The following is a 25686-nucleotide window of genomic DNA, read 5'->3' on the forward strand; positions in this document are numbered from 1 at the left end:
CGCCCACGGCCGGAGCAATTTAACAAGGATTTCAGGCTAAAATCACGCAATTTGTGAAATCTATTGCCCGAATGTCTTGATTCTCCCCACCTGCAGGCGTAAACCGGAGCCAAGGAGCCTCTAACGGCGGTGAAACAACATGTACGCGGAAGAGCGTCAACGACTCATCGTGGAGCGGGCCCGGCATGACGGCCGGGTCGAGGTCACCACGCTGGCGGCTGAGCTCGACGTCACCCCTGAGACCATCCGGCGCGACCTGACCATGCTGGAGCGTCACGGTCAGCTCCGCCGGGTGCACGGCGGAGCCATCCCGGTCGAGCGCTTCGGATTCGAGCCCGCACTCGCCCATCGCGCGACCATGCTGGCCGAGGAGAAGGAACGCATCGCCACAGCGGCGCTTGCCGAGGTCCCCGAGTCAGGCGCCATCCTGCTCGATGCCGGCACCACCACCGGACACCTGGCCGGCCTGCTGCCCACCGACCGCGAGCTGACCGTCGTCACCAACGGCTTGGCCATCGCGGTCCAATTGGCACCCCACCCCCACATCAACCTCTTCCTCATCGGTGGCCACGTGCGCACCCGCACGCAGGCCACGGTCGGCGACTGGACCCGTGCCCCCCTCGCCGACACCTGCGTAGACGTCGCTTTCATGGGCACGAACGGCATCTCGGTGGAACGGGGGCTGACGACCCCCGACACCACGGAGGCAGCCGTCAAGCGGTGCATGATGGCCAGCGCCCGGCGCGTCGCCGTCCTCGCCGACCACACGAAGTTCTCCCTCGACCACTTCGCCTGCTTCGGCCATCTGGACGAGGTCGACGTGGTCATCAGCGACTCGGGTCTGGATTCCACCCTCGCCGACGACCTGGCCGCTGCCGGCCCCCGGGTGGTGCGCGTATGAGTACCGCACTGCCCACCGGCCAAGCTCGGCCACATACGGCAGGTCCCGGAGCGCGTTCGGTCCCCGCCGCGGCCCCTGACCATGGAAGTGACATCATGTCCGACACCGTGCCCGGCCCCAGGGGCACCAGCAGGCAAGGCGTCACGACACACGGCACGCTGCCGCCCGCCCGCACGTCGCCGTCCGCGCAGTACGCCATGCTGGTCCTGCCCGCACAGGAGGCCTGCGTTCGCAGCGCCCGACGCTTCGCCGCCGCCCTGCTCGCCTGGTGGGCCCTGTCTGCCGACGATCAGGACACCGCAGTGCTCATCGTGAGCGAACTGACGACCAACGCGGCTCGGCACGGACACCGCGACATGACGATCCGCCTGACCCTCGCCCCGGACATGCTGCACATTGCGGTGGCCGACCACGGGGATGTCGACCCGCCGACGCTGTCGCACTCGGACGACGACCCCGACGAGCACGGCCGCGGACTGCACATCGTGCACGCCCTCACGGCCCGGCTCGACATCCACCAGGGCAGCGCCGGGCGGCAGGTCCACGCCAGCCTGCGAATCACCCACCCGCAACCGGCCGCCGCAGACGACACCCATCCCCGTCACGCTCCCGACGGAAGCGACCCGCGAGCCCTGGGCAGGAGCCGCAATCAAGGGCTGGTCGTGCCACACCGCTGGTGACCTGGGGAGATTCGCTCGCAGTGACCCTGTCGGCACGTCTGCTGAAGACGCGGGTCGGCTGATGTGGTGATTGCGCTTCTCGGCACTGGGCCGCCCTGCGCTGGCTCGATTCCTCGATGAGGGGCGAACGAGATGGTGAGCATGTCGCCTTGGGGGCCGTGTCGTCACCGAGCCGCGCACGCGCCGCGGCACGGATGAGGCCGTTCCTTGGAATGCATCTGCGGAGGATGGGCAATTACACTGGACATATATACCCATCAGGGGCTTGTGCGAGGGCGGAGGCTCTGCCGACCGCTCCGCAGCCCGGGCCCAGCGCGGCGCTCTTCAGCGCCCCGCGCTCGTCACCATGCGCTGCGCTTCTCGGATTTCGCAGGGAGCACTCCCATGGCTGGTCAAACCGCCTCCATCGTCCTCGAGCCCGAGGCACAGGAGCTCGCCGACGCAACCTCACAACATCCGTTCCTGTACGAGCTGGATCCGACCGCAGCGCGCAAGGTGCTCGACGACCTCCAGGCCGCGCCGGTCGACAAGCCGCCGGTCGACGAGGAGTGGGTCACCGTTCCGGTGGCCGTGGGCGATGTTCGGGTACGCATCGTCAAGCCGCAGGGCGCCACCGGAACGCTGCCCGTCGTGTTGTACATGCACGGCGGTGGCTGGGTGCTGGGCAATGCCGGTACCCACGACCGCCTGGTGCGCGAGTTGGCGGTCGGCGCCCGTACGGCAGTGGCCTTCGTGGAGTACACGCCGTCGCCCGAGGCGCACTACCCCGTGGCCATCGAGCAGGGCTACGCCACCGCGCAGTGGATCGTCCGCGAGGGTGCGTCCAAGGGGCTGGATGCACAGCGCATGGCAGTGGCCGGGGAATCGGTCGGCGGGAACATGACCGCCGCACTCGCCCTCATGGCCAAGGAGCGCGGTGACGTCACGTTCATACAGCAGTCGATGTACTACCCGGTCACGGATGCGGCCATGAACACCGGTTCCTACGACCAGTTCGCCACCGGCTACTACCTGAGCCGCAAGCTGATGGAATGGTTCTGGGACGCCTACACGACCGACCCGAACCAACGCGCGGAGATCACCGCATCTCCCAACCACGCCACCATCGACCAACTCTCCGGCCTGCCCCCCGCCCTGCTGATCGTCGACGAGGCCGACGTGCTGCGCGATGAGGGCGAGGCGTACGCCGCCAAGCTCCGAGCAGCCGACGTTCCGGTCACCACGGTGCGCTACGACGGCACGGTCCACGACTTCATGCTGCTCAACTCACTGAGCCAGTCCAAAGCCGCCCGCGGAGCCATCGACCAGGCAACGGCGTTCCTGCGCAACGCCCTCGGAACCGCCCAGGTCTAGTGGGCATCGAAGGGCAAGGGAGCCATGAGCCGGGTGCGTGAGAGGCAGGCCAAGATCTGCGTGTTGGGGACGTAGAACGGCCATTCCTGCAATGTCTCAGGGGAAGCGGTGCTGCGCTGCCTCACCCTGCGCTGCCTGCCGCCTGTTCGTCCTTCGACATGGCGAGATCTCCAGTGCTGGGCCGTGCCGGGTCAGGTGAGCCAGTCGGTGTAGTGGGTGGGGGCGATGCGTGCGTCGCCCTTGGTGGTGAGCACATCGCCGTGGACGGCGGCGAACATGCCGGCGGTGTCGTCGGTGATGACCGTGCGGCCGTCGGGTCGGGCGCTCAGGGTGATCCGGCCGAGTTCGTCGAGGGGATGAACGTCGGGTCCGCCGACATTGAGGGTTCCGTTCAGAGGGGTACCGGCGGCGACTTCGGCGACGGTGTCGGAGACGTCCTGGGCGGCGATCGGCTGGAGTGGGGTGGTGGGCAGGCGGACGGTGTCGCCCTCGGTGGTCCAGGACATGAAGGCGTTGATGAACTCCATGAACTGGGTGGCGTGGACGATCGAATAGGGGATCGGTCCGGCCTTGAGGATGTCTTCCTGCAAGACCTTGGCGCGGTAATAGGCGAGGTCGGGCACCTGGTCCGCGCCGACGATCGAGAGGATGACGAAGTGCCCCACCCCGGCTTTGTGGCCGGCGGCCAGGAGGTTGTCCATCGAGGTCTGGAAGAAGGCGGGAGAGGCATCGTCGAAGGTCGGGGAATTCGTCAGATTGACGATGCAGTCTGCTCCGGCCACCGCCTCCTCCACGCCCTGGCCGGTGATCACGTCGACACCTGTGGACGGCGAGTGCGGCACGGCCTCGTGCCCGGCGGCGTTCAGCTTCTTCACGACCTGCGACCCGATCAGACCGGTACCGCCGATGACTGCGAACTTCATTGCTCACCCTTCGTCGCACACCGATAGGCCATACGTCCAGATTGCGGCGATACCGTGCACGGCGCACGGTGGCCGGTGCGCTCCCGGGTATGCCGGCGGCGCTGCGTGCTTACGGCATCGCGGATGGCAGTCGACGCAAGCGTCATCGCTGGGAACGCCGGCGGTTGCTGCGACCCTCTTCCATGATCGACGAGATACCCCTGGTGCCGCTCGAAGGAGCCCCCGGCGCCGAGGGACGCTGCGGTGGTCAGTGGGTGTCGTCGGTGGCGAAGTCGGGCAGTTCGGTGGACAGCAGCTCCTCGGCGCCGTGGTCGAGGAGCTTTTGCATCTGGTGGGAGCGGGGCAGCATGGTCTTCTCGTAGGCGTGGATGGCGTCGTCAATGGTGTTGTTGTTCGCGATGGCGAGGGCGAGTTCGCAGGCGTCGAGCATGGCGAGGTTGACGCCGACGCCCAGCGGAGGCATGAGGTGGGCGGCGTCGCCGAGCAGGGTGACGGTGGGGTTGTGCTCCCAGGTGTGGGGGACAGGCAGGGCGTAGAGAGGGCGGTCGACGTAGAGGCCGTCGTTGTTGGTGATCAGCTGGCGCAGGCGGGGGGACCAGTCGCGGTACTGCGCGAGGAGGATTGAGCGGATGCCGTCGGTGTCCTGAAGGGTCAGGCCGTGGGCGGTGATCCAGTCAGCGGGGACGCGCTGGATGATGTAGACGCGGATGTGGTCGCCGCTGTTGCGCTGGGCGAACAGACCACGCTCGCCGTCGGCCGCGGCAGCGCCGCCCTGGCCGACGAGTTCGGCTACGTCGGGGTGCTGGCTTTCGACGTCGTGGAACCAGGCTTCGAGGAAGCTGACGCCGCTGTACTGGGGGGCGGCCGGTGAGACGGCGCGGCGGACCTTGGACCAAGCGCCGTCGGCGCCGATGACGAGGTCGGCTTCGATGGTGGTGCCGTCGGTGAAGCGCAGTTGCCGGGGCCCCTCCGCGGGGCCGTCGACAGCCTGGAGGGTGTGGCCCCAGCGCACGGTGCCAGGCTGAAGAGAGCCCAGGAGGAGGTCGCGCAGCTGGCCGCGGTCGATCTCCGGCTTGAAGCGTTCGCCCTCTTCCGGGGTGTGGTGGAAGAGGATCGTGCCGGCCGGGTCCAGCTGGCGCATCTCCTGCCCCTCGGGGCGGGACAGTTGGAAGAACTCCTCCAGCAGTCCGGCTTCGCGCAGGGCGATCTGGCCGTTGTCCTCGTGGAGGTCGAGGGTGCCGCCCTGGTTGCGGGCGTCGGGACCGGTTTCGTGGTCGTAGACGGTGGCGGTGATGCCGTGCTGCTGGAGGATGCGGGCGCAGGTCAGTCCGCCGGGACCGGCACCGATGATCGTGATGCGGGGAGTGGTGTTCATGGTGGTGCTCCGTTCGTGTCGCACGGCACTGTGCTGGCGTGCACGGGGGTTGTGTCAGTTGGCGGTGCCGACGGGGGTGTTCTTGGCGCTGTCGGCGGGTGCGGTCGGCCGGCCGTCTTCAGTGGGACTTCGATGACGAAGAGCGCGGCGACGAAGGCGAGGACGCACAAGCCCGCGCCGGTGAGGAAGATGTGACTCGTGCCCTGGGTGATTGGGTGGAGGTAGGCGTACCTGGCTCCTGCAGGGAGCTTTTGCAGGACGTTCGGGTCGGTGTCGGTGCCGCCGGTGCCGGGCAGGTGGGACTGGATGGCGCGGGTGAACAGGGAGCCGAAGACGGCGACGCCGAGGGAGCCGCCCAGGGTGCGGAAGACGTTGACCGAGCTCATGGCGGCGCCCATGTCCCGTAGCGCGACGCTGTTCTGCGCGATGGTGGACGACAGGTGGTGACGGCGGTGACCAGCGTGTAAGCGGTCACGACCCAGGAGATGTGCTCCAGGCCGCCCAGGTCGGAGACGATCGTGGGCATCGCGGTGCTGACGACCATGTTGTCGAGCATCGAGAGCAGCATCGCGAGCATGACGCCGAGCAGGACCCAGCGCGCGTTCTTCGGCACGGCCGCAGGGCCAGTAGAGGGGACAGATGTAGACGCGGACATGACTGATCACCCCCTTCGGGCAGGGAGGAAGAGAGGGGAGAGGCGGGGGAGTACCCCACGACCGCTGCTCCAGAAGAGCACACCAACTCAATAAGTGCAACTGATGCACTTTTGAAGTTGTGCAACCGAAGGATAGGCTCTTGGGTATGACCGACACCGAGACAGGCCCCGCGCCGGCGCAGATGGGGCGCCGTGAGCGCAAGAAGGCCGCCACCCGCCAGGCCATCGCCGATGCCGCCATGCGCCTGTTCCTGGAGCGCGGATACGACGATGTGGGCATCCGCGAGATCGCGGATGCCGCCGACGTGTCCACCACCACGTTGTTCAAGCACTTCCCGGTCAAGGAGGCCCTGGTCTTCGACGAGGACGCCGACCAGGAGGCCCGACTGCTCGCCGCCGTCCGCGAACGCCCACAGGGCCAGTCGATCCCTGCAGCACTGCGCGAGCACGCGCTGCGATACCGCATCCCCGCCGCGGACGGCGACGCCCGCTTCACCGCCTTCGCCGACCTGGTGAACAACGCTCCGGCGCTGCGGGACTACCTACAGGGCATGTGGCTGCGCCACTCTGCCGCCCTTGCCCAGGTCATCGCGGAGGAGAGCGGCCTGTCCGAAGCCGATCCCGCCTGCACCGCTCTGGCTCACTTCACCCTCGAAGCCCCGCGCGCCGCCCGTGGCCACGACGATCCTCGTCAGGCCATCACCCGCGCCTTCGACCTCCTCGAAAGCGGCTGGCACACCCTTGATCCTCTGCTCGGCGATCTCCCGCGTTGACCAGGAACGCCGGGTCCGGGGCCTGCATACGACCACGCATGCGCGCGACGACATTGCTCGCCGGGACGGCCGGTGACGCCCTGATGTTCTGCCGCTGCAGGTGCACTAGCGCTGACATGCCGATGCACCGGCGCCCCCGCGCTCCGCGTGAGCACGGGGGCACCGGCGTGTGCACCTTCGTGTGAGTGCCGGGTTGGGCAGTGCCGTGGCTGCGACCACTGCCCAACCCGGAGCTTGTCAGGTCTGCGGCACCAGATCCGGGTGCTCGTGTTCGCAGGCGTCGTCGAGGCCGTATGTTTCCCATTCGGGGAACGGGTCGCCGGTGAGCCGTTCCCCCGCGGCCAGGAGGCAGTCGGCCAGGGCCGCTTGCAGTGCCTCGGTGCGCAACCCGGTGCCGATGAAGACCAGTTCCTGGCCCTGGCTGTCGTCGGCATCACGAGCCCCGGAAGGCTCGAAGCGCGCGACGGCCCCGGCTTGTGACCACAACCCCGTGACACCCGGGCGGCTGGCCAGCCAGAAGAAGCCCTTGGAACGGAGGATCTGACCGTAGGCGCTGCTGTCGAGCCCCTCGGTGACGAAGGTCCACAGCCGGCCGGGATGGAACGGCACACCGGCGCGGAAGACCGTGCTGGAGATGCCGTACTCCTCGGTCTCCGGAATGTGGTCGCCGTTGAGTTCCTGCACCCAGCCGGGGGCCTGCTGAGCCCGCTCCAGGTTGAAGAGTCCGGTGCCGAGGATCTCGCGGGAGTTCACCCGACCGTGCCGGGCGGGCACGATGCGGGCGGCCGGGTTGAGGCGGGTGAGCGCGGCCTGAAGGCGTTCGGCGCCGGCCGCATCGACGAGGTCGGTCTTGTTGAGGACGATGACGTCGGCGAACTCGATCTGGTCCATCAGCAGGTCGCTGACGGTGCGTTCGTCCTCCTCGTACTGGTCCAGCCCCCGCTCGGCCAGCCCGTCGCCGCCGGCCAGCTCCGGCAGAAAGTTGGCGGCGTCGACGACGGTGACCATCGTGTCGAGCCTGGCGAGATCGCCCAGGGTCGCTCCGTCGTCGCGGGGGAAGGCGAAGGTGGCCGCGACGGGCATCGGTTCCGAGATGCCGCTGGACTCGATGAGGAGATAGTCGAAGCGGCCCTCACGGGCCAACCGGTCGACCTCTTCGAGGAGATCATCGCGCAGCGTGCAGCAGATGCACCCGTTGGTCATCTCGACCAGGCGTTCCTCGGTGCGGGAGAGCGCGGCTTCACCGCCGCGGACCAGGGTCGCGTCAATGTTGATCTCACTCATGTCATTGACGATGACCGCGACACGCAGGCCCTCCCGGTTGCCCAGGACGTGATTGAGCAGGGTGGTCTTGCCCGCTCCGAGGAAACCGGACAGGACCGTGACGGGCAGTCGGTTGTGCGTCATGTCGTCGTTTCAGCCATCGGGGCGCAGCAGCCCGCGCTCGTACGCCTTGGCCAGCCGCTGCGGTACGAGGTAGGGGGTGCCGTCGACGGTGACGGGCACGAGCTGGGGGGTGCTGGCCTTCCACTGGGCGCGGCGGTGGCGGGTGTTGCTGCGGGACATCTTGCGCTTGGATACGGCCATGGCGACCTCCTGCGTGACTAGGCGACACCCCACGCTATATGAAAATGGATGCCATTTCCAAATTGGTGATGGTGGAGCGGTTCGACTGCCGCACAAGAACCTGAACTCCCCCGGGCCGTCAGTCGGCTCCTCCGCCACCTCAAGGAGCGTGCGTGGCATCGGGGTTGATCGTTGCCCAAGCGGGAGGCGGGCCTGCTGCGCATGCAACAGTCCGGAGTCATCGTCAGCGACTGCGCCACGCTCATGGTGAAGACACACGCCGACAACGCGGATCCCGCGGCCGATGCGGTCTGTGCCGCGCTGGACATGCCGTTCGCCGTCCTGGCCGGCCAGATCTCGGCCGCCCACCAGCACTTTTCCGCGAGCGCGGAGCGGGACGCCTTCACCTAGGGTGATCACGCGGCCGGCTCGTCCCCAGGACGTCGTTCGCCCCCTCCTGGGCCGCGGCGAGGGTCGGTGCGATGTCGACCACTGATGGGTGGAGTCGCAGCCGTGGTGCTGGTCGACCACCAGGTTCCCTCTTCCACATGTCCGCTGTCGGCGGGGGCCTCGGATTCGGACGAACCCCACCATTGCCCGCAGCGGATCACTGCCGCAACCTCCGTCTCCGCCGAGCGACGCGGAGCCGATCGGGTGACGATGGACGTGTACTGACGTGATCACGCTGCTCCCAGAAGGAGGCAGACGTCATGGCATCCCCTTCCGAGTCCCCAGGCCCCGTTCCCCCGCGCAGCACCGAGCCACAGGACACGCCCCTGGCCGAAGGCATGGCCTTCCTGGCGAACAAGGGCTGGCAGATCCTGCTCACCATGGGCCTGGCCACCACCGCCCTGGGCGTCATCGCCCTGGTCTGGCCGGGCGCAACGCTGCGGGTCCTCGGCGTGCTCTTCGGCGTCTATCTGCTGGCGACCGGCGTTTTCCAGCTGGCCGGCGCCTTCGGCACGCACGTGCCCCGGCATCTTCGGGTGTTGCACTTCCTCACAGGCGCGCTCTTGATCCTGCTGGGGTTGATCTGCTTCCGGGGCACCATGGAGTCGATTCTGCTGCTCGCCCTGTGGATCGGCTTCAGCTGGCTGCTGCGCGGCACCATGGAGACGGCCGCGGCGGCCTCCGCCCAGGACATGCCGGCCCGAGGCTGGCACGTGGCCTTCGGGATCATCAGCGCTCTGGCGGGCATCGTGCTGATCGTCTCGCCGTTCGCCTCGATCGCGGCACTCACCCTGGTGGTGGGCGTCATGGCCATCGTCCTGGGGCTGACCGAGGTGATCCGGGCCATCATGCTCCGCATCGAAGTCGGCCGTCTCGCTCCGGCCCCCGCCGCCCAGCGGCGCCCCCTGTTCCACCGTCCGCACCGTCCGCACCCCCAGCACTGATCACCGGGGTCGGATCGGCCGGCCACCGGCGAACAGCGAAGGGCCGCCCCCTCGGACCGGGCAGACGCCTCGGCCGGTGCCGACGCCGCACGGCGCGGACGACCGCGAAGCGAACGCGCTGCGACGGCGGCAACGATCGCTGACCGGGGGAGTCCGCGCTCTGCCCGGTTCGGCTTCGGTCAGCCGGTGTGATGACGGCCGTGAACAGCTCGCCCGACAGCCGAGGCCACCCGCCGGATGGTGCCCCAGCCCGGCGGCCGCCCGGCGGGCTGGGGCACCTGGCCGATGGCGGGGAACCCGTACCCGTAGCGTCCCGGGGCTGATCCGGCACCGCACGGGAGTCGGCAGGGTGACGGCTTCACCGTCCAGCACGGCATCAGGCTGGTCAACAACGTCGGTGCCACCAGCCCACGCTCCAGCTTCCTCGACGTCGATGACGCAGCATGGATGCATGCCTCAACATGACATTCCTGAGCGCGGTGCGCGCCAGCCGTGCGTCGTTGCCACACTTGCTGGCCCACGGCGAGGGCGCGATCGTCAACATCAGCTCGGTCAACGCCCGACTGCCCTTCCCCATGGTGGTGGACTATTCAGCGGCCAAAGCCGCCCTGAGCAACCTCACCAAGGCTTTGTCGGAGGAGTTCGCTCCCCGTGGTGTCCGCGTCAACGCCGTCGCCCCCCGGCCCCGTACGCACCCCGTTCTGGACCGCCCCCGGCGCCTTTGCCGAAACCGTCGCGGCCAGTGCGGGCAGCACGGCACAGGAGGCCCTGGACCAGGTCGTACCCCAGCAGATGGGCATCTCCACCGGACGCATCACCGAACCCCATGAGGTGGCTGACCTCGTTGCCTTCCTGGCCTCCCCGCGAGCCGGCAACATCACCGGTGCCGAATTCGTCATCGATGGAGGCCAGATCAAGACCACCTGACACGGGCTCAAGCGAACCGGGCCTGGGGGCAGGTCTGTTGTCACCAGGGGGCGGGGCTCTCCCGCGTGTGCGGGGTAACTTGGCTTGGCCCCCGTCGCTGGATGAGCCTGGATCTCCACGAACAGGCGGAATCCCTGTCGGATGCCGTCTGCGAGGTGCTGGACACAGCCCCCTCCCACGGCTGGTCGCCGCCGGGAGCGAGGGAACTGGCTGCCGGCGCGAGCGCTTCCGCATGGACGGTCTCGTCCATGAAAGCCCGCGCTGGTCCGCCGGTTTCTGCGGACCCCTCTGCCGGGAGAGTCAGGTCAGTCGACGTCCGCGGGCAGGGGCGGAAGGCGCAGGTGTGCGAGGTCATCGGGGGGTGGGCTGGTGTGGGGCCACATGGGGGTGATGTCGGCGTCGGCGGTCGCGGGGGCATCGGTCAGGCGCATGCGCTCACGTAGCCTGCCGTAGAAGTCAGTTGGCCCGAGCCGCACGACGCGCAGGCGCTGCGGAGCCGCGTAGACACCGATCCAGTCCCCTGGATCCAGGACGCCGCGCAACTGACCGTCGACGCTCACCGCCGCGCGGCCGGAATGTCCTAGGACGCGTAGGGCGACGGCTTCGTCGGGTGCGGCAACTACCGAGCGGTTGAAGGTCATGTGCGGAGCGACAGGGGTGAAGACGATGGCGTCGGCTCGGGGGGAGATGACCGGGCCGCCGGCGGCGAAGCTGTAGGCGGTGGATCCGGTGGGGGTGGCGACCAAGACGGCGTCGGCGGAGTAGGAGGCGAGCAGTCGGCCCGCGAGGTACACGCCGAGGGAGACCTGCCGGTCGCGTGCCAGTTTCTCCAGGACGATGTCGTTGAGGGCTGTCACGTTCAGGGCCACCCCCCAGTCCCGGGCGACGGCACACTCGGTGCGCACCGGCGGAGGCGGCAGCGCGGGACCCCGGCCGTAGCGCAGGAGGGCCTCCATACCCTCGGGGAGTTGCAGCGGACAGGACGCCCGCATCGTCAGCATCAGGCGGGTCTCGACGTTCACTTGGCCGCGATGGATGGTGTCCAGCGCACACTCGACGTCGTCGGCCGGGACCTCGGTCAGAAAGCCGAGGGTGCCCAGGTCGACACCGAGGACAAGCGCGTCGTTCTGTGCGGCCAGGCGTGCTCCGCGCAGGAAGGTGCCGTCTCCTCCGAGCGTGACGATCAGGTCGGGGCTGCCGGCAGCCCCGACCTCTTCCCGCGCATCGCGCCGTTGTTCGTCCTGACTCCACACGTCGATGGCGACGCAGCCGACATCCTGGCGTTCGCACCACCGTCGGACGGCGTCGGCGGCCGCCACGGCGCCGGGACGGCCCCCGTGGACGACGATGCCCACCCGTTGCACGCTCACACAGCGTCTTTCCCTCCGGGTGTCCGGTTCGCTCGCTGCTGTGGGAGCACCCGGTACCCGGTCCGGACGGTCGAGGGCTTCGCGTCCCGTCTGGCGACCATGTGCCACGAGCACCATCACCGCACGGGCCCGACCATGAACGCCCACCCCGTGAGCGGACCGGACCCCGCGCTGACGCACCATCCCGGATATCAGCGACCCGAAGGCCGATAGCTCGCATATGGGGATGTTTGCATTCCCGGGGCATCTTAGCGGGCGCCCCTGGTCTCCATTCGGGCGGCAGCCACGCCAAGCGGCGTAATTTCCCATCTGGAATCCCGCAATCGCGCTGTGGCCACCCCCACTCCCACTGGTACTCCTTTCAAGCGCATGCCACCCACCTCGCCCTCATCAGCGTCGCCTTCAGCCTCGACCGCGCACTGTGTTGACCCGCCATTCCCTGTGCCCCGCCCACCTGCCCGGCGGCAACCGGTGCCGGCTCGTGCCAGGTCGTCGGGTGTGCCGAGCGGTGGCCGTGCGGGCGTCCGGGGCTCCCCCCATGCAACTCCTCTCCCGCCGATTACCCGAGACATGTCAGGGGCGACAGTCGCGTGAACGGGCACCGCCAGCCCCCTTCGAGAAGCCGCGCAGCTTCGGCCGATGGCCTGGTGTTCCCGTAACCGATGAGGTGACGGATGCCGCACCGGGTAGGGGAATTCGTGCATTCAGCATCGACGAAACCCGAGTGCCTGATCGGCCCCGGTTCACGGGAAGTATGGAGATGATCAGCAGACGAACCTTCGGGAAGACCGTCGGCAGGGGAGCGGCCGTGGCGTCGGCAGCCGTCCTTTCCTCGGCATGCTCCACGGCCATGTCCGGCGACAACAACCAGGCCCCACAGGCCACCGACCGTGGAAAGGAGCAATCAGCGAAGAAACCGCCTTTTGGCTCATTGAGGCAGGTCAGGGCTGGCGTCCTGAATGTTGGATACGTCGAAGCGGGTCCGGCCCATGGACCTGTGGTCATTCTTCTGCACGGCTGGCCCTACGACATTCACAGCTACGTCGCAGTCACGCCTTTGCTGGCGGACAAGGGTTACCGGGTCATCGTCCCGTATCTGCGTGGCCATGGCACGACGCGATTTCTTTCGAGCAAGACTTTCCGGAACGCGCAGCAGTCGGTGTTTGCCCTCGACATCATCGCTTTGATGGACGCATTGAGGATCGACAAGGCGATCCTCGCCGGCTATGACTGGGGATCGCGGACGGCAGACATCATCGCGACGCTCTGGCCGGAACGAGTCAAGGGCCTGGTCTCCGTGACCGGCTACCTGATCACGAACCTTGAAGCCAACAAGGAGCCGTTGCCGCCGAAGCTCGAATGGGCATGGTGGTACCAGTTCTACTTCGCCACGGAGAGAGGCCGGCTCGGCCTTGAGCGGAATCGGCGCGAATTGACGAAGCTGATCTGGAAATTCAACTCCCCGACATGGAATTTTGATGACGCCACGTTCGATCGTACCGCGGCGGCATTCAGCAATCCGGATTATGTCAGCATCGTGATCCACAATTACCGCTGGCGGCTGAGCCTGACCAAGGGGGACCCTCGCTACGACGGCCTCGAAAGGCAACTCGCCAAGAGTCCTGTCATCACGGTGCCCACGGTCACCCTTGACGGCGAGGCCGATCCCTTCACACCTGCGGGCGGTGGCTCGTCCTATCGCGACAAGTTCACGGGGCAATACTCGCACCGAACTCTGAAGGGTATCGGTCACAATGTGCCCCAGGAGGCGCCCGAAGCCTTCGCGCGCGCCGTTGTGGAAGTCGATGGGTTTCGCGCGGCCGGGCGGCTCTCATCCACGTGACGCCGGAGTCGTGGCCGCGGCCCGGCCAGGACACTTCCCGCGCACGGTGGTGCGGATCCGGATTCGGGTCGCGTATTGTGCGCATACTGCTGAGGGAAAGTAAGTGGTCCTCTCCTCATGAATCCCGTGCAGACTATGAATACCGTGCAGAAGGTAGCCGTCATCACCGGTGCCTCCCAAGGGATTGGCGCCGCCCTGGTCACCGCCTACCGTGAGCTCGGATACGCGGTCACCGCGGTCTCCCGCTCCATCGGTGAATCCAGCGATCCCAAGGTACTGACCGTGCGTGGCGACGTGGCCGAGCCGGGCGTCGGAGCCCGTGTTGTCCATGCGGCTCTGTCGCGGTTCGGCCGGATCGATACGCTGATCAACAATGCCGGTCTCTTCATCGCCAAGCCGTTCACCGAATACACCGATGAGGACTACGACATCGTGGCCGGGGTGAATCTACGGGGTTTCTTCGAGGTATCCCGTAGCGCCGTCGCCGCCATGCTCTCCCGGGATGACGGGGGCCACCTGGTAAACATCTCGACCAGTCTGGTCGACCATGCCGACTCGCAGCATCCCTCAGCGCTCACGTCGCTGACCAAAGGCGGATTGAACGCGGTCACCAAGGCACTGGCGATCGAGTACGCGGCCCGCGGCATCAGGGTCAACACCGTCGCGCTCGGCATCATCCGCACACCGATGCACCCCGCCGCGACGTACGAGGCCCTCGCTGAGCTGCACCCGATCGGCCGGTTGGGCGAGATCGACGACGTTGTCGAAGCGATCCTCTACCTTGAGAACGCTTCGTTCGTCACCGGTGAGATCCTGCATGTCGACGGCGGTCAGAGCGCTGGACACTGAACGGTGCCGGCGTCCAGGCGGCGAACCGCTGACCCGCCCTCACCTGACAGTGCCCTCTGCCTCCGACAGCATCCTTCACCGCGCCATTGGTCGGTCCAACCACCCCTTCAGGGGCGCGAATTCACGCAGTAATGGCCAGCTGGTGACGCGTGTCCAAGGAAACACGTCTCGCCATTCGAGGATCATCCGCACTCGGGTGCCTTGCGTGGAATGCCAATGCCCCTCTGGTCAGAAGGTTTCCGCGAGTTGGGGCACGCAGGGCACGGCAGGCTCCGAGAGTCTGGACGATGAACAAGGCCCACGGGGCGTTTCCCCGGCGCAGGTTCGCCATGCGCCACAGAGACCTCCATCCCCGAGAACGCACTGGTGAGGGAGGGTTTGATTACCCGGCGTCGCTGGGCGTTCACCTGATCTCTTTCGGCGTGCGTGATGCGGCCGGAGCTGGTGTGCTGGGTGGAGGGGCCCTCGTACAGATACCCCGGAGAGATCGAGATGAGCACCTACCGAGTCGCTCAGGTCCCTGCTGCCGGCAGTCCGTTCGAGATCGTCGACCGTGAGGTGCAGCGGCCGGGTGCCGGGCACGTACGGGTGGCCGTGGACGCCTGCGGGATCTGCCACAGCGACGTCTACTTCGTGAACGATGCGTTCCCCGGTGTGCGGTTTCCTCTGGTTCCCGGGCATGAGATCGCCGGCCGCATCGAGGCGCTCGGCGAGGGAATGCAGGACCACGGCCGGCAGGTGGGTGACCGGGTGGCGGTGGGCTGGTTCGGCGGCAGCTGCCACCACTGCACGCCGTGCAGACAGGGCGACTTCATCGTGTGCGAGAACCTCAAGGTCCCCGGATGGGCGTACGACGGCGGGTACGCCGAGTCCGTGATCGCGCCGGCGGATGCCCTGGCTCGGATCCCCGACGGGCTGACCGCGACCGATGCGGCGCCCCTGGCATGCGCGGGAGTGACCACGTACAACGGGCTTCGGCGCAGCTCCGCACGGTCGGGCGACCTGGTCGCCGTACTCGGCATCGGCGGCCTCGGCCACCTGGGGGTGCAGTATGCGGCCGCGATGGGCTTCGAGACCGTGGCCATCGCCCGCGGAGCCGCCAAGGCCGATTTCGCCAAGCAACTCGGCGCGCACCACTACATCGACAGCACGGCGGACATTCCTCTTGCCGACGCTCTGCAGGCCCTCGGCGGCGCCAGGGTTGTCCTGGCCACCGCCCCCGACTCCGACGCCATCACGGCGACCGTGGACGGGCTCTCCCACCGCGGCGAACTGGTGGTCATCGGCGTGGACCCTGCCCCGCTGGGCATCAGCCCGGCTCAGCTGATCATGAGCGGCAGGACCGTCCGCGGCCACCCGTCCGGCACCGCGCAGGACGTGCAGGACACCTTGGCGTTCAGCGCCTTGCACGGGATCCGCCCCATGATCGAGGCCGTGCCGCTCGACCAGGCCGACGAGGCCTACCAGAAGATGTTGTCCGGCGCCGCCCGCTTCCGGATGGTGCTCACCACCCGCTGACGTCCCCGACCCACGTCCGGCCGTGCACCGCGGAGCCACACGGCCCGGAGCCCCGGCGCCTCTCGTTTCGTTGCCGCCCCACTCAGCTCAGGGGTGGCAACTGACCTTCCGCGGAGTACCTGTCAGGGCTGGGCGGGTCGGCGAGCCGGGCCACCACCACGTTCGCCCGGTGGTCCCAGACGGCGTCACGGGGTTCGTTCCACGACAGTTGCAGAGTGGGGACCTCGGAGTCGGGGGGGAGAGAGAGTCGTCGCCAGCGGGCCGCCCTCGGAATCCGACTCGGCCATCCGCCGACGGCCAGGGGCGGCACCTCGTACAGGTGTTGCTTGCCCGCGCCCTTCGATGCCGCTCTTGAGCGGATGGCACAGAAACGCAACCGGCTCTCCGAGCACATCGACGAACTCGTGCGGACCCGGGCCGCGTTGGACGGTCTGATGGCCACGGCCCGGGCGCATCGGAAGAGCGAGGCACTCGCGCAAAGTGTCCGAGCGCGCCGTGGGTCAGGTGAGGGGACGAGCGCCCCACGCATTCCGGAGAGCTGACTGCTCTGCGCAAAGGGCATGAAGAGTCGTTGCTTCTGGATCGGATACCGAAGCGGAGCGGGCTGACGTCATCACCATCAGGTGATCGACGCAATCGTCTGGAACTCCAGACCGGCCGGCCACGGGAAGCCTGCCCGCCAATGCGTCAACTGGTGGCGCGTGTACAACCAGCTGCGCACGTGGGCGTCGACGGGGCATGGGTACGGCTGTTCATCGTGCTGCGCTGCACCAGCCGCCTCAAGCAGCGGCACTCCCCAATGCACTGCCGGGCTCTATCACGCGCGTACGTGCTCCTGCCGCGTACGAACGCTCAGGCCTGAGGTCGTCCCATCTCGTCGTTCATCTTGACCCGGCTTGTCGCGATGAGCTCCTGTGTCTGCCGCTCGATTTCTTCGGGGTTCAGGCCCAGGGCGCGCCCCAAGTTCGTCGACCAGACCTCCGAACGCACGCTGGCTTCGAAGTTGAGATCGGCGCGGATCGTGTCGCGCGCGGCCTGACGGTTCTGGCTGACCATGACGAACGTCGACAGGAAGATCGCCTCAAGACTGACGATCATGGTGAGTAGCCCGAAGGGGTAGGGGTCGAAGACCGCGGCCTGGCCGAAGAGCCCTTCGTTGATCATGATCCAGCCGGCGAACCACACCATGTGCACATACACAAAGGCCATGGACCCCGCGAAAGCGGTGATCGCGTCCGCGATGTGGTCCTGCGCACCGCGCCCACGGGCGAAGAGGTCCTGCTCATGGGGGAGACGGATGACGGGGCGAGGCCAAGGACCGCCCGTCGGACCGCCGTGATGGGACGTCATGCCGTCATCCTGCACGCGCTGCGGGCGGCGTCGACGGAAGAGCGATCGCCTCGGCGAGTTGACATCGGGGCCGGTGGATTGAGGACCCGCCCCGAGGTTCCTCACGCCCCCGCCCTGGAAGCCGCACGGCGGACCATCACCGAGACAAATGGACGCATCGACCGATACCGCGCCGCGCTGGATGGCGGAGCCGACCCCGCGGTCGTGGCCGGCTGGATCACCGCCGCCCAGAACGAGCAGACAGCCGCCCGCTAACGGCTCGCCGCCGCGTCGGACGCTCAGCGGGACGTCCTCACCGAGGAACAGGTCCACCACATGATCAAGACCGTCGGAGACATGGCCGACCGGCTCCCGGCCGCCGTCCCGGAAGACGAAGCCCCGCTCTACGCCGATTTCGGCCTTGAGCTGGAGTACCACGCACATCAGCGGGTTGTGACCGTACGGTCACAACCCGCTGATGTGCGTATTCGAGTGTCCGAGGGGGGACTTGAACCCCCACGCCCGATAAAGGGCACTAGCACCTCAAGCTAGCGCGTCTGCCATTCCGCCACCCGGACAAGGTGTCTGCCGGTGCGGCCTCGGCCGTTCCGACGTGGAAAACAATAGCAAACCCTGGCGGGTGGTCGATCACCCGCACTGTTGGCCGGCCGCGGGGCTGTGACCAGGGCATGTCGGGAGTATTGCGCCCTTGGGCACAGACGGTGGCGGGTGGAGGATGGCGGTGGACCCCGCCGCGGGCCGCGCTCTCCGGGGGCGCGTGACGCGGCCGTGAACCCTTAGGAGGCAGCGTGAGCGAGTCGCAGTCGGGCCGTACGGTCACCGGCGAGGACGAGGTCGTCGATCTGTGCCGCGATCTGATCAGGATCGACACCAGCAACTACGGCGACCACTCGGGCCCGGGTGAGCGGGCCGCCGCCGAGTACGTCGCGGAGAAGCTCGCCGAGGTCGGCCTGGAGCCGCAGATCTTCGAGTCCCACAAGGGCCGCGCCTCGACCGTCGCCCGCATCGAGGGCGAGGACCGCTCGCGGCCCGCGCTGCTCATCCACGGCCACACCGACGTCGTACCGGCCAACGCCGACGACTGGACCCACCACCCCTTCTCCGGCGAGATCGCCGACGGGTGCGTCTGGGGCCGTGGCGCGGTCGACATGAAGGACATGGACGCGATGACGCTCGCCGTCGTCCGCGACCGGCTGCGCACCGGGCGCAAGCCCCCGCGTGACATCGTGCTGGCGTTCCTCGCGGACGAGGAGGCGGGCGGCACCTACGGCGCGCGCTATCTCGTCGATCACCACCCGCACCTCTTCGAGGGCGTCACGGAGGCGATCAGCGAGGTCGGCGGCTTCTCCTTCACCGTCAACGAGCAGGTGCGGCTCTATCTCATCGAGACGGCCCAGAAGGGCATGCACTGGATGAAGCTGACCGTGGACGGCAACGCCGGTCACGGTTCGATGATCCACAAGGACAACGCCATCACCGAACTGTCCGAGGCGGTCGGCCGGTTGGGCCGGTACGAGTTCCCGGTCCGGGTGACCAAGACGCTGCGGTCCTTCCTCGACCAGCTCGGGGACGCGCTGGGCACCGAACTCGACCCGGAGAACATGGACGAGACCCTGGCCAAGCTCGGCGGCATCGCCAAGCTGATCGGCGCCTCGCTCAAGAACACCGCCAACCCGACCCAGCTGGGCGCCGGCTACAAGGTCAACGTCATCCCCGGACAGGCCACCGCGCATGTCGACGGCCGGTTCCTGCCGGGCTACGAGGAGGAGTTCCTGGCCGACCTGGACCGGATCCTGGGCCCGCGGGTCAAGCGCGAGGACGTGCACGCCGACAAGGCGCTGGAGACCACCTTCGACGGTGCGCTGGTCGAGGCGATGCAGTCGGCGCTGCAGGCCGAGGACCCGATCGCACGGGCCGTGCCGTACATGCTCTCCGCGGGCACGGACGCCAAGTCCTTCGACGATCTCGGAATCCGCGGATTCGGCTTCGCCCCGCTGAAGCTGCCGCCGGAGCTGGACTTCGCGGGAATGTTCCACGGTGTCGATGAGCGGGTGCCGGTGGACGGACTGAAGTTCGGGGTGCGGGTGCTCGATCGATTCATCGACCAGAGCTGAATTCGGCGCGGATTTCCCGCCTTTCGCGCCGCGTTCGCTGAAACGAGTGAACGCACTGATGTGTTCGTAGCTTCAACGGCCTTTTCTTCGTTGCAGTGTGTGCGGTCCGCGGCTGGGATCGTATTGCCTACAAGGAGGACTAATGATCAAGAAGGTCGCCGCTGCTGCGGCACTGGCCGGTGGTGTCGTGCTCGCCGGTGCGGGCCTGGCCGTTGCGGACTCGGGTGCGCAGGGTGCGGCGCTGAACTCCCCTGGCGTGGTGTCCGGCAACACCGTCCAGGTGCCGGTGCACGTTCCGGTGAACGCCTGCGGCAACACGGTCTCCGTGGTCGGCCTGATGAACCCCTCCTTCGGCGAGAACTGCGTCAACAAGTGACTTTCCGACGTCCTTTGGCGTTGTACTTGCACCCGTAAGGGTCCGACTCAGTCCAGTTCCGGAAGGCGTTTCCCGTATTCCGGAGCCGCTGAGGATTTAGGCGGACGGGTGAACCTTTTCGAGGTTCGCCACTCGTCCGTATTCCTGTAAGGCACTAGGCAGGGGAACAACCTATGAGACAGGTCGCACGAAAGGGCCTGATCACCGCGGCGGCCGCCAGTGGCGTACTCGCCCTGGCCGCCGGCTATGCACACGCCGACGCGGGAGCCGCCGGAGGCGCGGCCAACTCGCCCGGTGTGGGATCCGGCAACAATGTTCAGGTCCCGGTCCATGTACCGGTGAACGCCTGCGGTAACACCGTCAATGTCGTCGGGCTGCTCAACCCCGCGTTCGGCAACCGCTGCGCCAACGGCGGCGGTGGCGCCCACCACGGCGTCCACCACCACGGTGGCGGCGGCGGTGCCGGCGCGGCCGGCCAGGCGTCGAACTCGCCGGGCATCGTGTCGGGCAACAACGTCCAGGCCCCGGTCGACGTTCCGGTGAACGCCTGCGGCAACCAGGTCTCGGGAGGCGGGGCGCTGAACCCGGCCTTCGGCAACCACTGCGCCAATGAGACGCCGACCGGACCGGGTGTACCGCAGCACCCCGGCAGGCCCCACCACCCGGGCAAGCCGCACCACCCGGGGAAGCCGCACCACCCCGGCACGCCGGAGCACCCGGGCAGGCCCCATCACCCGGGCACGCCGGAGCACCCGTCGACGCCGCACACCCCGGGCCAGCACACCCCGCACACGCCGGGTGTCCACCCGCCGACCGAGGGTCACACCCCGCACGTGACGCCGGCCAAGCCCGCCAAGCCCGTCGGGCACCTCGCGCACACCGGCGCGGGGTCGATCGGGTACGCGGTGCCGGCCAGCGCCGGGCTGCTGCTCGGGGGCGCCGTGCTCTACCGTCGGGCGCGCGCCGCACGCCGGTGACCGGCCGCGGATAGCGCACCAGGCGCACGACGGAGCGGGCCCCGCCTCGGCGGGGCCCGCTCTGCTGTCCTCATCCGCCGCCGGCGGTCACCACGTGGCGCGGAGCTGCCGGATGATCCGGCGGCGCAGGCGTACCTTGCGGCTCCCGTCGGGATTCAGACGCAGGCGGTCCAACTCCCAGTGTCCGTACTCGGCATGGTCGGTCAGCAGGCGTGTGGCGGCCTTCCGGGACACTCCCCGGGGCACATACACATCGCAGAATTCGTATTCCGGCATCGCATCTATTGTGCGGGACCGGCCCCGGTACGGATAGCGTCTGCACTATGTCTGATGCTGCGCAGCCTTCCGCTGCCGAGGTACGTGCCGCCGCCGAGGCGGTCAAAGCCGCGCTGGACCGTCACCTCGACGCGGTCGAACGCCGCTCGGGGCAGGATGATCCGGCTGTCTACGCCGCGTTCGACGAGCTCGCCGCGGCGGCTGAGGTCTATGACGAGCTGCTGTACGACACCTACGACGAGGTCACCCCCTTCGAGATCCCCGGAAGCGACGCGCTGCCCGCCTATGCGGGCCCGGAGGAGCCAAGTGCGCTGAGCGTGCTGATCCGGCGCGACTACACCGTCGCCGAACCGCAGCGGCTGCTGCACCAGGCACAGCGCATCGCCGATCTTGATCCGGACGCCGCCGACGAGGCCGCGGGCGGGGGTGCCGACGCCGCCGCGGTCGTCGGCACCAGCGTGCATGCCGCGCTCGGTGTGCTGTTCGGCGAGTTCGAACCGGACGAGATCGCCTCCCGGCACAAGGAGTTCGGCCTGGAGGAGGGCGATTCCACCTTGTGGGTGGCGGCCGGCGACGACCCGGCCGAGCCGGGGGAGTGGCTGTCCGCCCCCTTCGACCAGGCGGATCCCCAGCGGGTCGTCTGCCGCTTCGATGTCAGCGCGGTCTTCGACGAGGAACTCGGCGACGACGATCTGATGGAGCCGCTCGACCACGAGCGGTGAGTCCGGGTCGGGGTGCGCTGCCGTGGCGCCGCACTCCGACCCGGGTACGACCCCGGGTACGACGCTGCCCCGGCGGTCGGCGGAATCCTGCCGACCGCCGGGGCAGTGGGCGTACGGGGCGCCGGCGGGCCGGGCTCAGTCGGCCGCCGACGGCTCCTGCGTGGTCTGCACGCTCTGCTGGAGCAGGGTGCGCAGCCGGGTGGTGCGCTCCTTGACGGGCACCTCGGCGACCGCCCTGGGCAGGGCCTGGTCGACGCCCTGGACCACCGACAGATGGCGCTCGCCGCGGCTGAAGGCGGTGTAGACCCAGGCGCGGGTCAGGCCGCCGGCGGCATCCCCGGGGAGCACGACCACCGCGGCGGGCCAGCGCATCCCGGCCGCCTGGTGCGCGGTGAGCGCCCAGCCGTGGCGTACGGCTCCCGCGCCGACCTGCTCGCGCGGCACCACGACCGCGGCGCCGTCGCAGTCGAGCCGCAGCCCGGCCGCGTCCGCGCCGGTGACCGTGCCGGGCACCGTACGGCCGGGTGCGGGGGCGTAGGCCACGCGGTCGCCGGGGTCGAAGCCGCCGAACCGGCCGGGGCCGGGGTTGAGCCGCTCCTTGAGGGCGGCGTTCAGCGCACGGGTGCCGGCCGCGCCGCCGTGGCCGACCGTGATGACCTGGGTCCGGTCCGCGGGGACACCCAGCGCCCGGGGCACGGAGTCCGCGACCAGCTGGACGGTGCGGTGCACCGCCTCCCCGGCATCCCGTGCCGGGACGATCACCACCTCCTTGCCGGGCGCTTCGACCTGGCTCAACTCGCCGATGCCGATGCCGGACACCAGCTCGCCGATCGGGCCGAAGTCCGGGGTACGGGAGGCGACCTGGGGGCAGAAGCGGGCCGCGAGCAGATCGGCGAACAGCCGGCCGGGACCGGCCGACCACAGGACGCCCGGGTCGCCGCTGAGCACCAGCCGGGTCCCGTCGGGCAGCGACTCGACGAGCAGCGCGGCGGTCTCCAGATCCAGCTGCGGGGCGTCCAGCACCACCAGCAGATCGAGCGCGAGGGCGCCGTCCGCGTCCCGCCCGGGGCCCTGCTGCCCGGACAGCAGGGCGGACACGGTCACGGCGGCCGTGTCGACGGCCGTGGCGCCGGGCGCGCACTCGGTGAGGTCGCCGGCCAGGCGCCGGCGGCCGTTCTCGGTATGCGTGGCGCCGAAGGCCCGCAGGCCCAGCGAGCGGGCCGCGGCGAGCAGCGCGGCCGGTTCGGCGCGGGCCGCCTCGGCGCCCGTGTGTGCCACCAGGCCGCTGTGGGCGGCGGAGCGGATGAGCTCCGCGGCGGAGGGCGACGGTGCGGCGGCCGCCGCGGCCTCCCACTCGGCGGCGGAGGGACGGACGGGGCGGGCGGCGGTGGTGGTGTCGTCGGTGGTGTCGTGTGGGGTGCCGTTGGCGTGGTCGGAGGGACGGACGGCCGCCGCCCCGGCCCCGGTGCCGTTGTCGGTGTCGGCAGCCGGGGTGGTGTCGGTCGGCGCGGCCGGGCGCTCCTCGTCGGCTGCCGGTGCCGGTGCCGGTTCCGGTTCGGCCGTGGTGTCCTCGGCAGTTGTGGCGTCCTCAGCCGTGGCGTCCTCGTCCGGAGCCGGGCCGTCCGCCGGGCGGTCCTCCGGCCCGGCAGCCGCTGCGAAGGTGTTCAGCAGCCGCGCCAGCCCGTCGGCGACGCTCTCCTCGGCCATCGCGAACCGGTCCAGGCCGAGCAGGATCCGGACCGGCTGCGCTTCCTCCCCGTCCTCGTCCGTGACGGGACGTGGCCTGCCCGGTTCCTCGATGGCGTCCTGGAAGACCAGCACGGCACCGTCCGCGATGGCGGTCTGCAGGGCGTCATCGGGGTCGGGCACCGCGCGCTGGGCGAGCGACGCGCGCAGCGCGGATGCCTCCAGCGCGGAGTGCCCCGCGACGGCGGCCTGCTCCAACAGCCAGCCGACCAGGGCCTGGGCGCGCCGCTCGTCGCCCGGCCCGCAGGCGGGGCCGAGCAGTGCGCGGGCAAAGCCGTCGGCCTGCTCGGGGCGGACCCCGGGCACGGCGAGCAGCTGCCAGGGGTCCTCGCGCAGCGCCTCGGCGGCCCGCTCCCCGAGCACCTCGGCGGCCCGGTCCGCCAACGTCTCGGGGGCGCCGCCGGCCGCGAGGACCTGCCGTACGCCCTCGGCTCCGGGCGCGTACGCCGCCGGGCCGGGGGCCGCTGCGGGGCCGGTGGGGCCGGTGCGGGCGGCTGCCCCGGCGGCCGGTCCGGTGGCGCCGCCGTCCACGACGGGAGGACGGGCCGGGACGCCGGCCTCGGGGGCGGGCTGCTGCCGGGCCCCTTCCGGGGCCGGGCCGGCCGGGCGGCCCTGGGGAGCCTGGGGGGCAGGGCTGCCGGGCGACGGGGCGCCCTGGGCGGGCCCCCGGCCGGCGGGCGCGGCCGGCTTGGCCGGGCGCGGGGCGTCGTTGAAGAACGAGGCGGCCGAGCGCTCGCCGCTCTCCACGGCCCGCACCGCCGCGGCCAGCGCCGCGGCGGTCGCCTGGGCAGATCCGGACGCCGCGGTGTCCCGCGCCGCACCGGCCGGGGCTTCTCCGCTCGGAGCCGCGGCCTCCGTCTTCCCGCCCGGCGCCGCCGCGGCGCCGGGCGTCTGGGCATCCGCGGTCCCGGGCGCGGCCTCCTGCTCGGGCGGGGTGTCGCCGGCGGGGCGGTCGGTACTCACAGCGTGCTCCAGTCCTGATCGGGGTAGTGGTGCACCGGAGCCGATACATCGTCCAGCGCCCGGCGGATCTCGTCAGGAAGACTAAGGGCCTCCACTGACAATGCCGCGCTGAGCTGCTGTGCTGTGCGGGCGCCGAGGATCGGCGCGGTCACTCCGGGACGGTCGCGGACCCAGGAGAGCGCGACCTGGAGCGGGGTGACGGCCAGTCCGTCGGCGGCGGTGGCGACCGCGTCCACGACCCGGCGGGCCGTCTCGTCGAGATACGGCGCGACGAACGGCGCCATGTGATCCGAGCCGCCGCGCGAATCGGCCGGGGTCCCATGGCGGTACTTGGCGGTCAGCACACCGCGGCCCAGCGGCGACGACGGCAGCAGGCCGATGCCGAGATCGAGCGCCGCGGGCAGCACCTCCCGCTCCACGCCGCGCTGGAGCAGGGAGTACTCCATCTGTGTGCTCGCCAGGCGGTGGCGCCCACCGGGCACCGCGAGCTGCCAGGTGCCGGCCTTGGCGAGCTGCCAGCCGGAGAAGTTCGACACCCCCACATAGCGCGCCCGGCCGCTGCTGACGGCGAGGTCGAGGGCGGCCAGGGTCTCCTCCAGCGGCGTGTGCGGATCGAACGCGTGCAGCTGCCAGAGGTCGACGTAGTCCGTGCCCAGCCGCTCCAGGGACGCGTCCAGGGCGGCGAGGAGATGGCGCCGGGAGCAGTCGACCCGGCGGTCCGCCTCCAGGACGCTGCCGGCCTTGGTCGCGATCACCAGATCGGCGCGCGGCACGAGCTCTTCCATCAGCCGGCCCAGGAGGTATTCGGCAGCGCCGTCCGCGTAGATGTCGGCGGTGTCCACGAGGGTGCCGCCGGCCTCCCAGAACGCCTTGAGCTGGTCGGCGGCTTCCTGCTCGTCCGTGTCGCGGGCCCAGTTCAGGGTGCCGAGCCCGAGGCGGGTCACGCGCAGGCCCGTACGGCCGAGGTGCCTTTGCTCCATGAGCCTTGAGATTACTGGCCGCGCGCGAGGATCAGGGGACCTGTGGACAACCCGC

General features: G+C 69.4%; 24 protein-coding genes, 1 tRNA gene and 3 pseudogenes. 16 read left to right on the forward strand and 12 right to left on the reverse strand.

Annotation, left to right across the window (positions count from 1 at the left end):
* The first annotated feature begins 139 nt into the window (after nt 1-139).
* The 3 genes from EST54_RS10875 to EST54_RS10885 all read left to right on the forward strand — a co-directional run bounded on the left by EST54_RS10875 (nt 140) and on the right by EST54_RS10885 (nt 2934).
* A complete protein-coding gene (locus EST54_RS10875) occupies nt 140-901 on the forward strand; it encodes a DeoR/GlpR family DNA-binding transcription regulator (RefSeq protein WP_129247399.1) in 762 nt (253 codons plus the stop codon).
* 95 nt (nt 902-996) lie between these two features.
* Complete coding sequence (locus EST54_RS10880) at nt 997-1581, forward strand: ATP-binding protein (protein ID WP_161989273.1); 585 nt, start codon at nt 997-999, stop codon at nt 1579-1581.
* Nucleotides 1582-1965: 384 nt separating this feature from the next.
* Nucleotides 1966-2934 carry an alpha/beta hydrolase gene (locus EST54_RS10885; protein ID WP_129247401.1) on the forward strand — a complete coding sequence of 323 codons (969 nt, stop codon included), beginning with the start codon at nt 1966-1968 and terminating at the stop codon, nt 2932-2934.
* A gap of 191 nt (nt 2935-3125) precedes the next feature.
* Here the strand turns inward: EST54_RS10885 and EST54_RS10890 are convergent, their stop codons facing one another.
* The 4 genes and pseudogenes from EST54_RS10890 to EST54_RS34840 form a co-directional block, all read right to left on the reverse strand.
* Nucleotides 3126-3857, reverse strand: a complete 732-nt coding sequence (locus EST54_RS10890; protein ID WP_129247402.1) for an SDR family oxidoreductase — start codon at nt 3855-3857, stop codon at nt 3126-3128.
* Nucleotides 3858-4104: 247 nt separating this feature from the next.
* The gene (locus EST54_RS10895; RefSeq protein WP_129247403.1) at nt 4105-5232 is read right to left on the reverse strand and encodes an FAD-dependent oxidoreductase; all 1128 of its coding nucleotides are present in this window, start codon (nt 5230-5232) and stop codon (nt 4105-4107) included.
* Nucleotides 5229-5618, reverse strand: a complete 390-nt coding sequence (locus EST54_RS10900) for a hypothetical protein (RefSeq protein ID WP_129247404.1) — start codon at nt 5616-5618, stop codon at nt 5229-5231. The genes EST54_RS10895 and EST54_RS10900 overlap by 4 nt, the downstream gene beginning before the upstream one ends.
* A gap of 53 nt (nt 5619-5671) precedes the next feature.
* Nucleotides 5672-5887, reverse strand: a pseudogene (locus tag EST54_RS34840) (MFS transporter); the annotation flags it as partial.
* Nucleotides 5888-6033: 146 nt separating this feature from the next.
* Here EST54_RS34840 and EST54_RS10910 point away from each other — a divergent pair.
* Entirely contained in the window at nt 6034-6660 is a 627-nt protein-coding gene (locus EST54_RS10910) for a TetR/AcrR family transcriptional regulator (protein ID WP_129247406.1), read from the forward strand.
* A 237-nt stretch (nt 6661-6897) separates the two neighbouring features.
* Here EST54_RS10910 and EST54_RS10915 read toward each other — a convergent pair whose 3' ends face one another.
* Together EST54_RS10915 and rpmF are read right to left on the reverse strand one after the other, a co-directional pair.
* On the reverse strand, nt 6898-8067 hold the full coding sequence (locus EST54_RS10915) for a GTP-binding protein (protein WP_129247407.1): 1170 nt from the start codon (nt 8065-8067) through the stop codon (nt 6898-6900).
* Nucleotides 8068-8076: 9 nt separating this feature from the next.
* A complete protein-coding gene (rpmF, locus tag EST54_RS10920; protein WP_129247408.1) occupies nt 8077-8247 on the reverse strand; it encodes a 50S ribosomal protein L32 in 171 nt (56 codons plus the stop codon).
* A gap of 201 nt (nt 8248-8448) precedes the next feature.
* Here rpmF and EST54_RS10925 point away from each other — a divergent pair, with 201 nt between their 5' ends.
* From EST54_RS10925 to EST54_RS35325, 4 genes and pseudogenes are all read left to right on the forward strand, one after another.
* Nucleotides 8449-8637 (forward strand): hypothetical protein, encoded by a 189-nt coding sequence (locus EST54_RS10925; protein ID WP_239012197.1) that lies wholly within the window; start codon nt 8449-8451, stop codon nt 8635-8637.
* A gap of 299 nt (nt 8638-8936) precedes the next feature.
* Entirely contained in the window at nt 8937-9620 is a 684-nt protein-coding gene (locus tag EST54_RS10930) for an HdeD family acid-resistance protein (RefSeq protein ID WP_129247409.1), read from the forward strand.
* A 461-nt stretch (nt 9621-10081) separates the two neighbouring features.
* A pseudogene (locus EST54_RS35320) lies at nt 10082-10246 on the forward strand (SDR family NAD(P)-dependent oxidoreductase); the annotation flags it as partial.
* Between the two features lie 25 nt (nt 10247-10271).
* Nucleotides 10272-10547, forward strand: coding sequence for an SDR family oxidoreductase (locus EST54_RS35325; protein WP_244942493.1), 276 nt, complete (start codon nt 10272-10274; stop codon nt 10545-10547).
* Nucleotides 10548-10852: 305 nt separating this feature from the next.
* On the opposite strand, the gene EST54_RS10945 is transcribed toward EST54_RS35325, so the two are convergent.
* Entirely contained in the window at nt 10853-11917 is a 1065-nt protein-coding gene (locus tag EST54_RS10945; RefSeq protein WP_129247411.1) for an NAD(+)/NADH kinase, read from the reverse strand.
* Between the two features lie 850 nt (nt 11918-12767).
* On the opposite strand from EST54_RS10945, the gene EST54_RS10950 reads away from it, so the two are divergent.
* The 4 genes and pseudogenes from EST54_RS10950 to EST54_RS35330 all read left to right on the forward strand — a co-directional run.
* Nucleotides 12768-13760, forward strand: coding sequence for an alpha/beta fold hydrolase (locus EST54_RS10950; protein WP_372448087.1), 993 nt, complete (start codon nt 12768-12770; stop codon nt 13758-13760).
* Nucleotides 13761-13895: 135 nt separating this feature from the next.
* Nucleotides 13896-14609, forward strand: a complete 714-nt coding sequence (locus EST54_RS10955) for an SDR family NAD(P)-dependent oxidoreductase (protein WP_129247412.1) — start codon at nt 13896-13898, stop codon at nt 14607-14609.
* A gap of 492 nt (nt 14610-15101) precedes the next feature.
* Nucleotides 15102-16127, forward strand: coding sequence for an alcohol dehydrogenase (locus EST54_RS10960; protein ID WP_129247413.1), 1026 nt, complete (start codon nt 15102-15104; stop codon nt 16125-16127).
* Between the two features lie 338 nt (nt 16128-16465).
* Nucleotides 16466-16669 (forward strand): annotated as a pseudogene (locus EST54_RS35330) (hypothetical protein); the annotation flags it as partial.
* A 310-nt stretch (nt 16670-16979) separates the two neighbouring features.
* Here EST54_RS35330 and EST54_RS35335 read toward each other — a convergent pair.
* Nucleotides 16980-17900: a DUF1003 domain-containing protein gene (locus EST54_RS35335; protein WP_239012195.1), complete on the reverse strand. Its 921-nt coding sequence runs from the start codon at nt 17898-17900 to the stop codon at nt 16980-16982.
* A 49-nt stretch (nt 17901-17949) separates the two neighbouring features.
* Nucleotides 17950-18034, reverse strand: a tRNA-Leu gene (locus tag EST54_RS10975).
* A gap of 231 nt (nt 18035-18265) precedes the next feature.
* On the opposite strand from EST54_RS10975, the gene EST54_RS10980 reads away from it, so the two are divergent.
* The 3 genes from EST54_RS10980 (at nt 18266) to EST54_RS10990 (ending at nt 20944) form a co-directional block, all read left to right on the forward strand.
* Nucleotides 18266-19591, forward strand: coding sequence for a M20/M25/M40 family metallo-hydrolase (locus tag EST54_RS10980; RefSeq protein WP_129247414.1), 1326 nt, complete (start codon nt 18266-18268; stop codon nt 19589-19591).
* A gap of 142 nt (nt 19592-19733) precedes the next feature.
* Entirely contained in the window at nt 19734-19967 is a 234-nt protein-coding gene (locus EST54_RS10985; RefSeq protein ID WP_129247415.1) for a chaplin, read from the forward strand.
* A gap of 173 nt (nt 19968-20140) precedes the next feature.
* Nucleotides 20141-20944, forward strand: a complete 804-nt coding sequence (locus tag EST54_RS10990) for a chaplin (RefSeq protein ID WP_129247416.1) — start codon at nt 20141-20143, stop codon at nt 20942-20944.
* An 87-nt stretch (nt 20945-21031) separates the two neighbouring features.
* On the opposite strand, the gene EST54_RS10995 is transcribed toward EST54_RS10990, so the two are convergent.
* Nucleotides 21032-21220, reverse strand: a complete 189-nt coding sequence (locus EST54_RS10995) for a DUF5703 family protein (protein ID WP_006607658.1) — start codon at nt 21218-21220, stop codon at nt 21032-21034.
* 47 nt (nt 21221-21267) lie between these two features.
* Between EST54_RS10995 and EST54_RS11000 the strand changes: the two genes are divergently transcribed.
* Nucleotides 21268-21942 (forward strand): hypothetical protein, encoded by a 675-nt coding sequence (locus EST54_RS11000; protein ID WP_093482372.1) that lies wholly within the window; start codon nt 21268-21270, stop codon nt 21940-21942.
* A 135-nt stretch (nt 21943-22077) separates the two neighbouring features.
* Here EST54_RS11000 and EST54_RS11005 read toward each other — a convergent pair whose 3' ends face one another.
* Together EST54_RS11005 and EST54_RS11010 are read right to left on the reverse strand one after the other, a co-directional pair.
* Nucleotides 22078-24651: a helix-hairpin-helix domain-containing protein gene (locus EST54_RS11005; protein ID WP_129247417.1), complete on the reverse strand. Its 2574-nt coding sequence runs from the start codon at nt 24649-24651 to the stop codon at nt 22078-22080.
* A complete protein-coding gene (locus EST54_RS11010) occupies nt 24648-25631 on the reverse strand; it encodes an aldo/keto reductase (RefSeq protein ID WP_129247418.1) in 984 nt (327 codons plus the stop codon). The genes EST54_RS11005 and EST54_RS11010 overlap by 4 nt, the downstream gene beginning before the upstream one ends.
* Nucleotides 25632-25686: the final 55 nt, after the last annotated feature.

Origin of the sequence: Streptomyces sioyaensis (genome assembly GCF_004122735.1) — a bacterium.
GTDB lineage: Bacteria > Actinomycetota > Actinomycetes > Streptomycetales > Streptomycetaceae > Streptomyces > Streptomyces sioyaensis.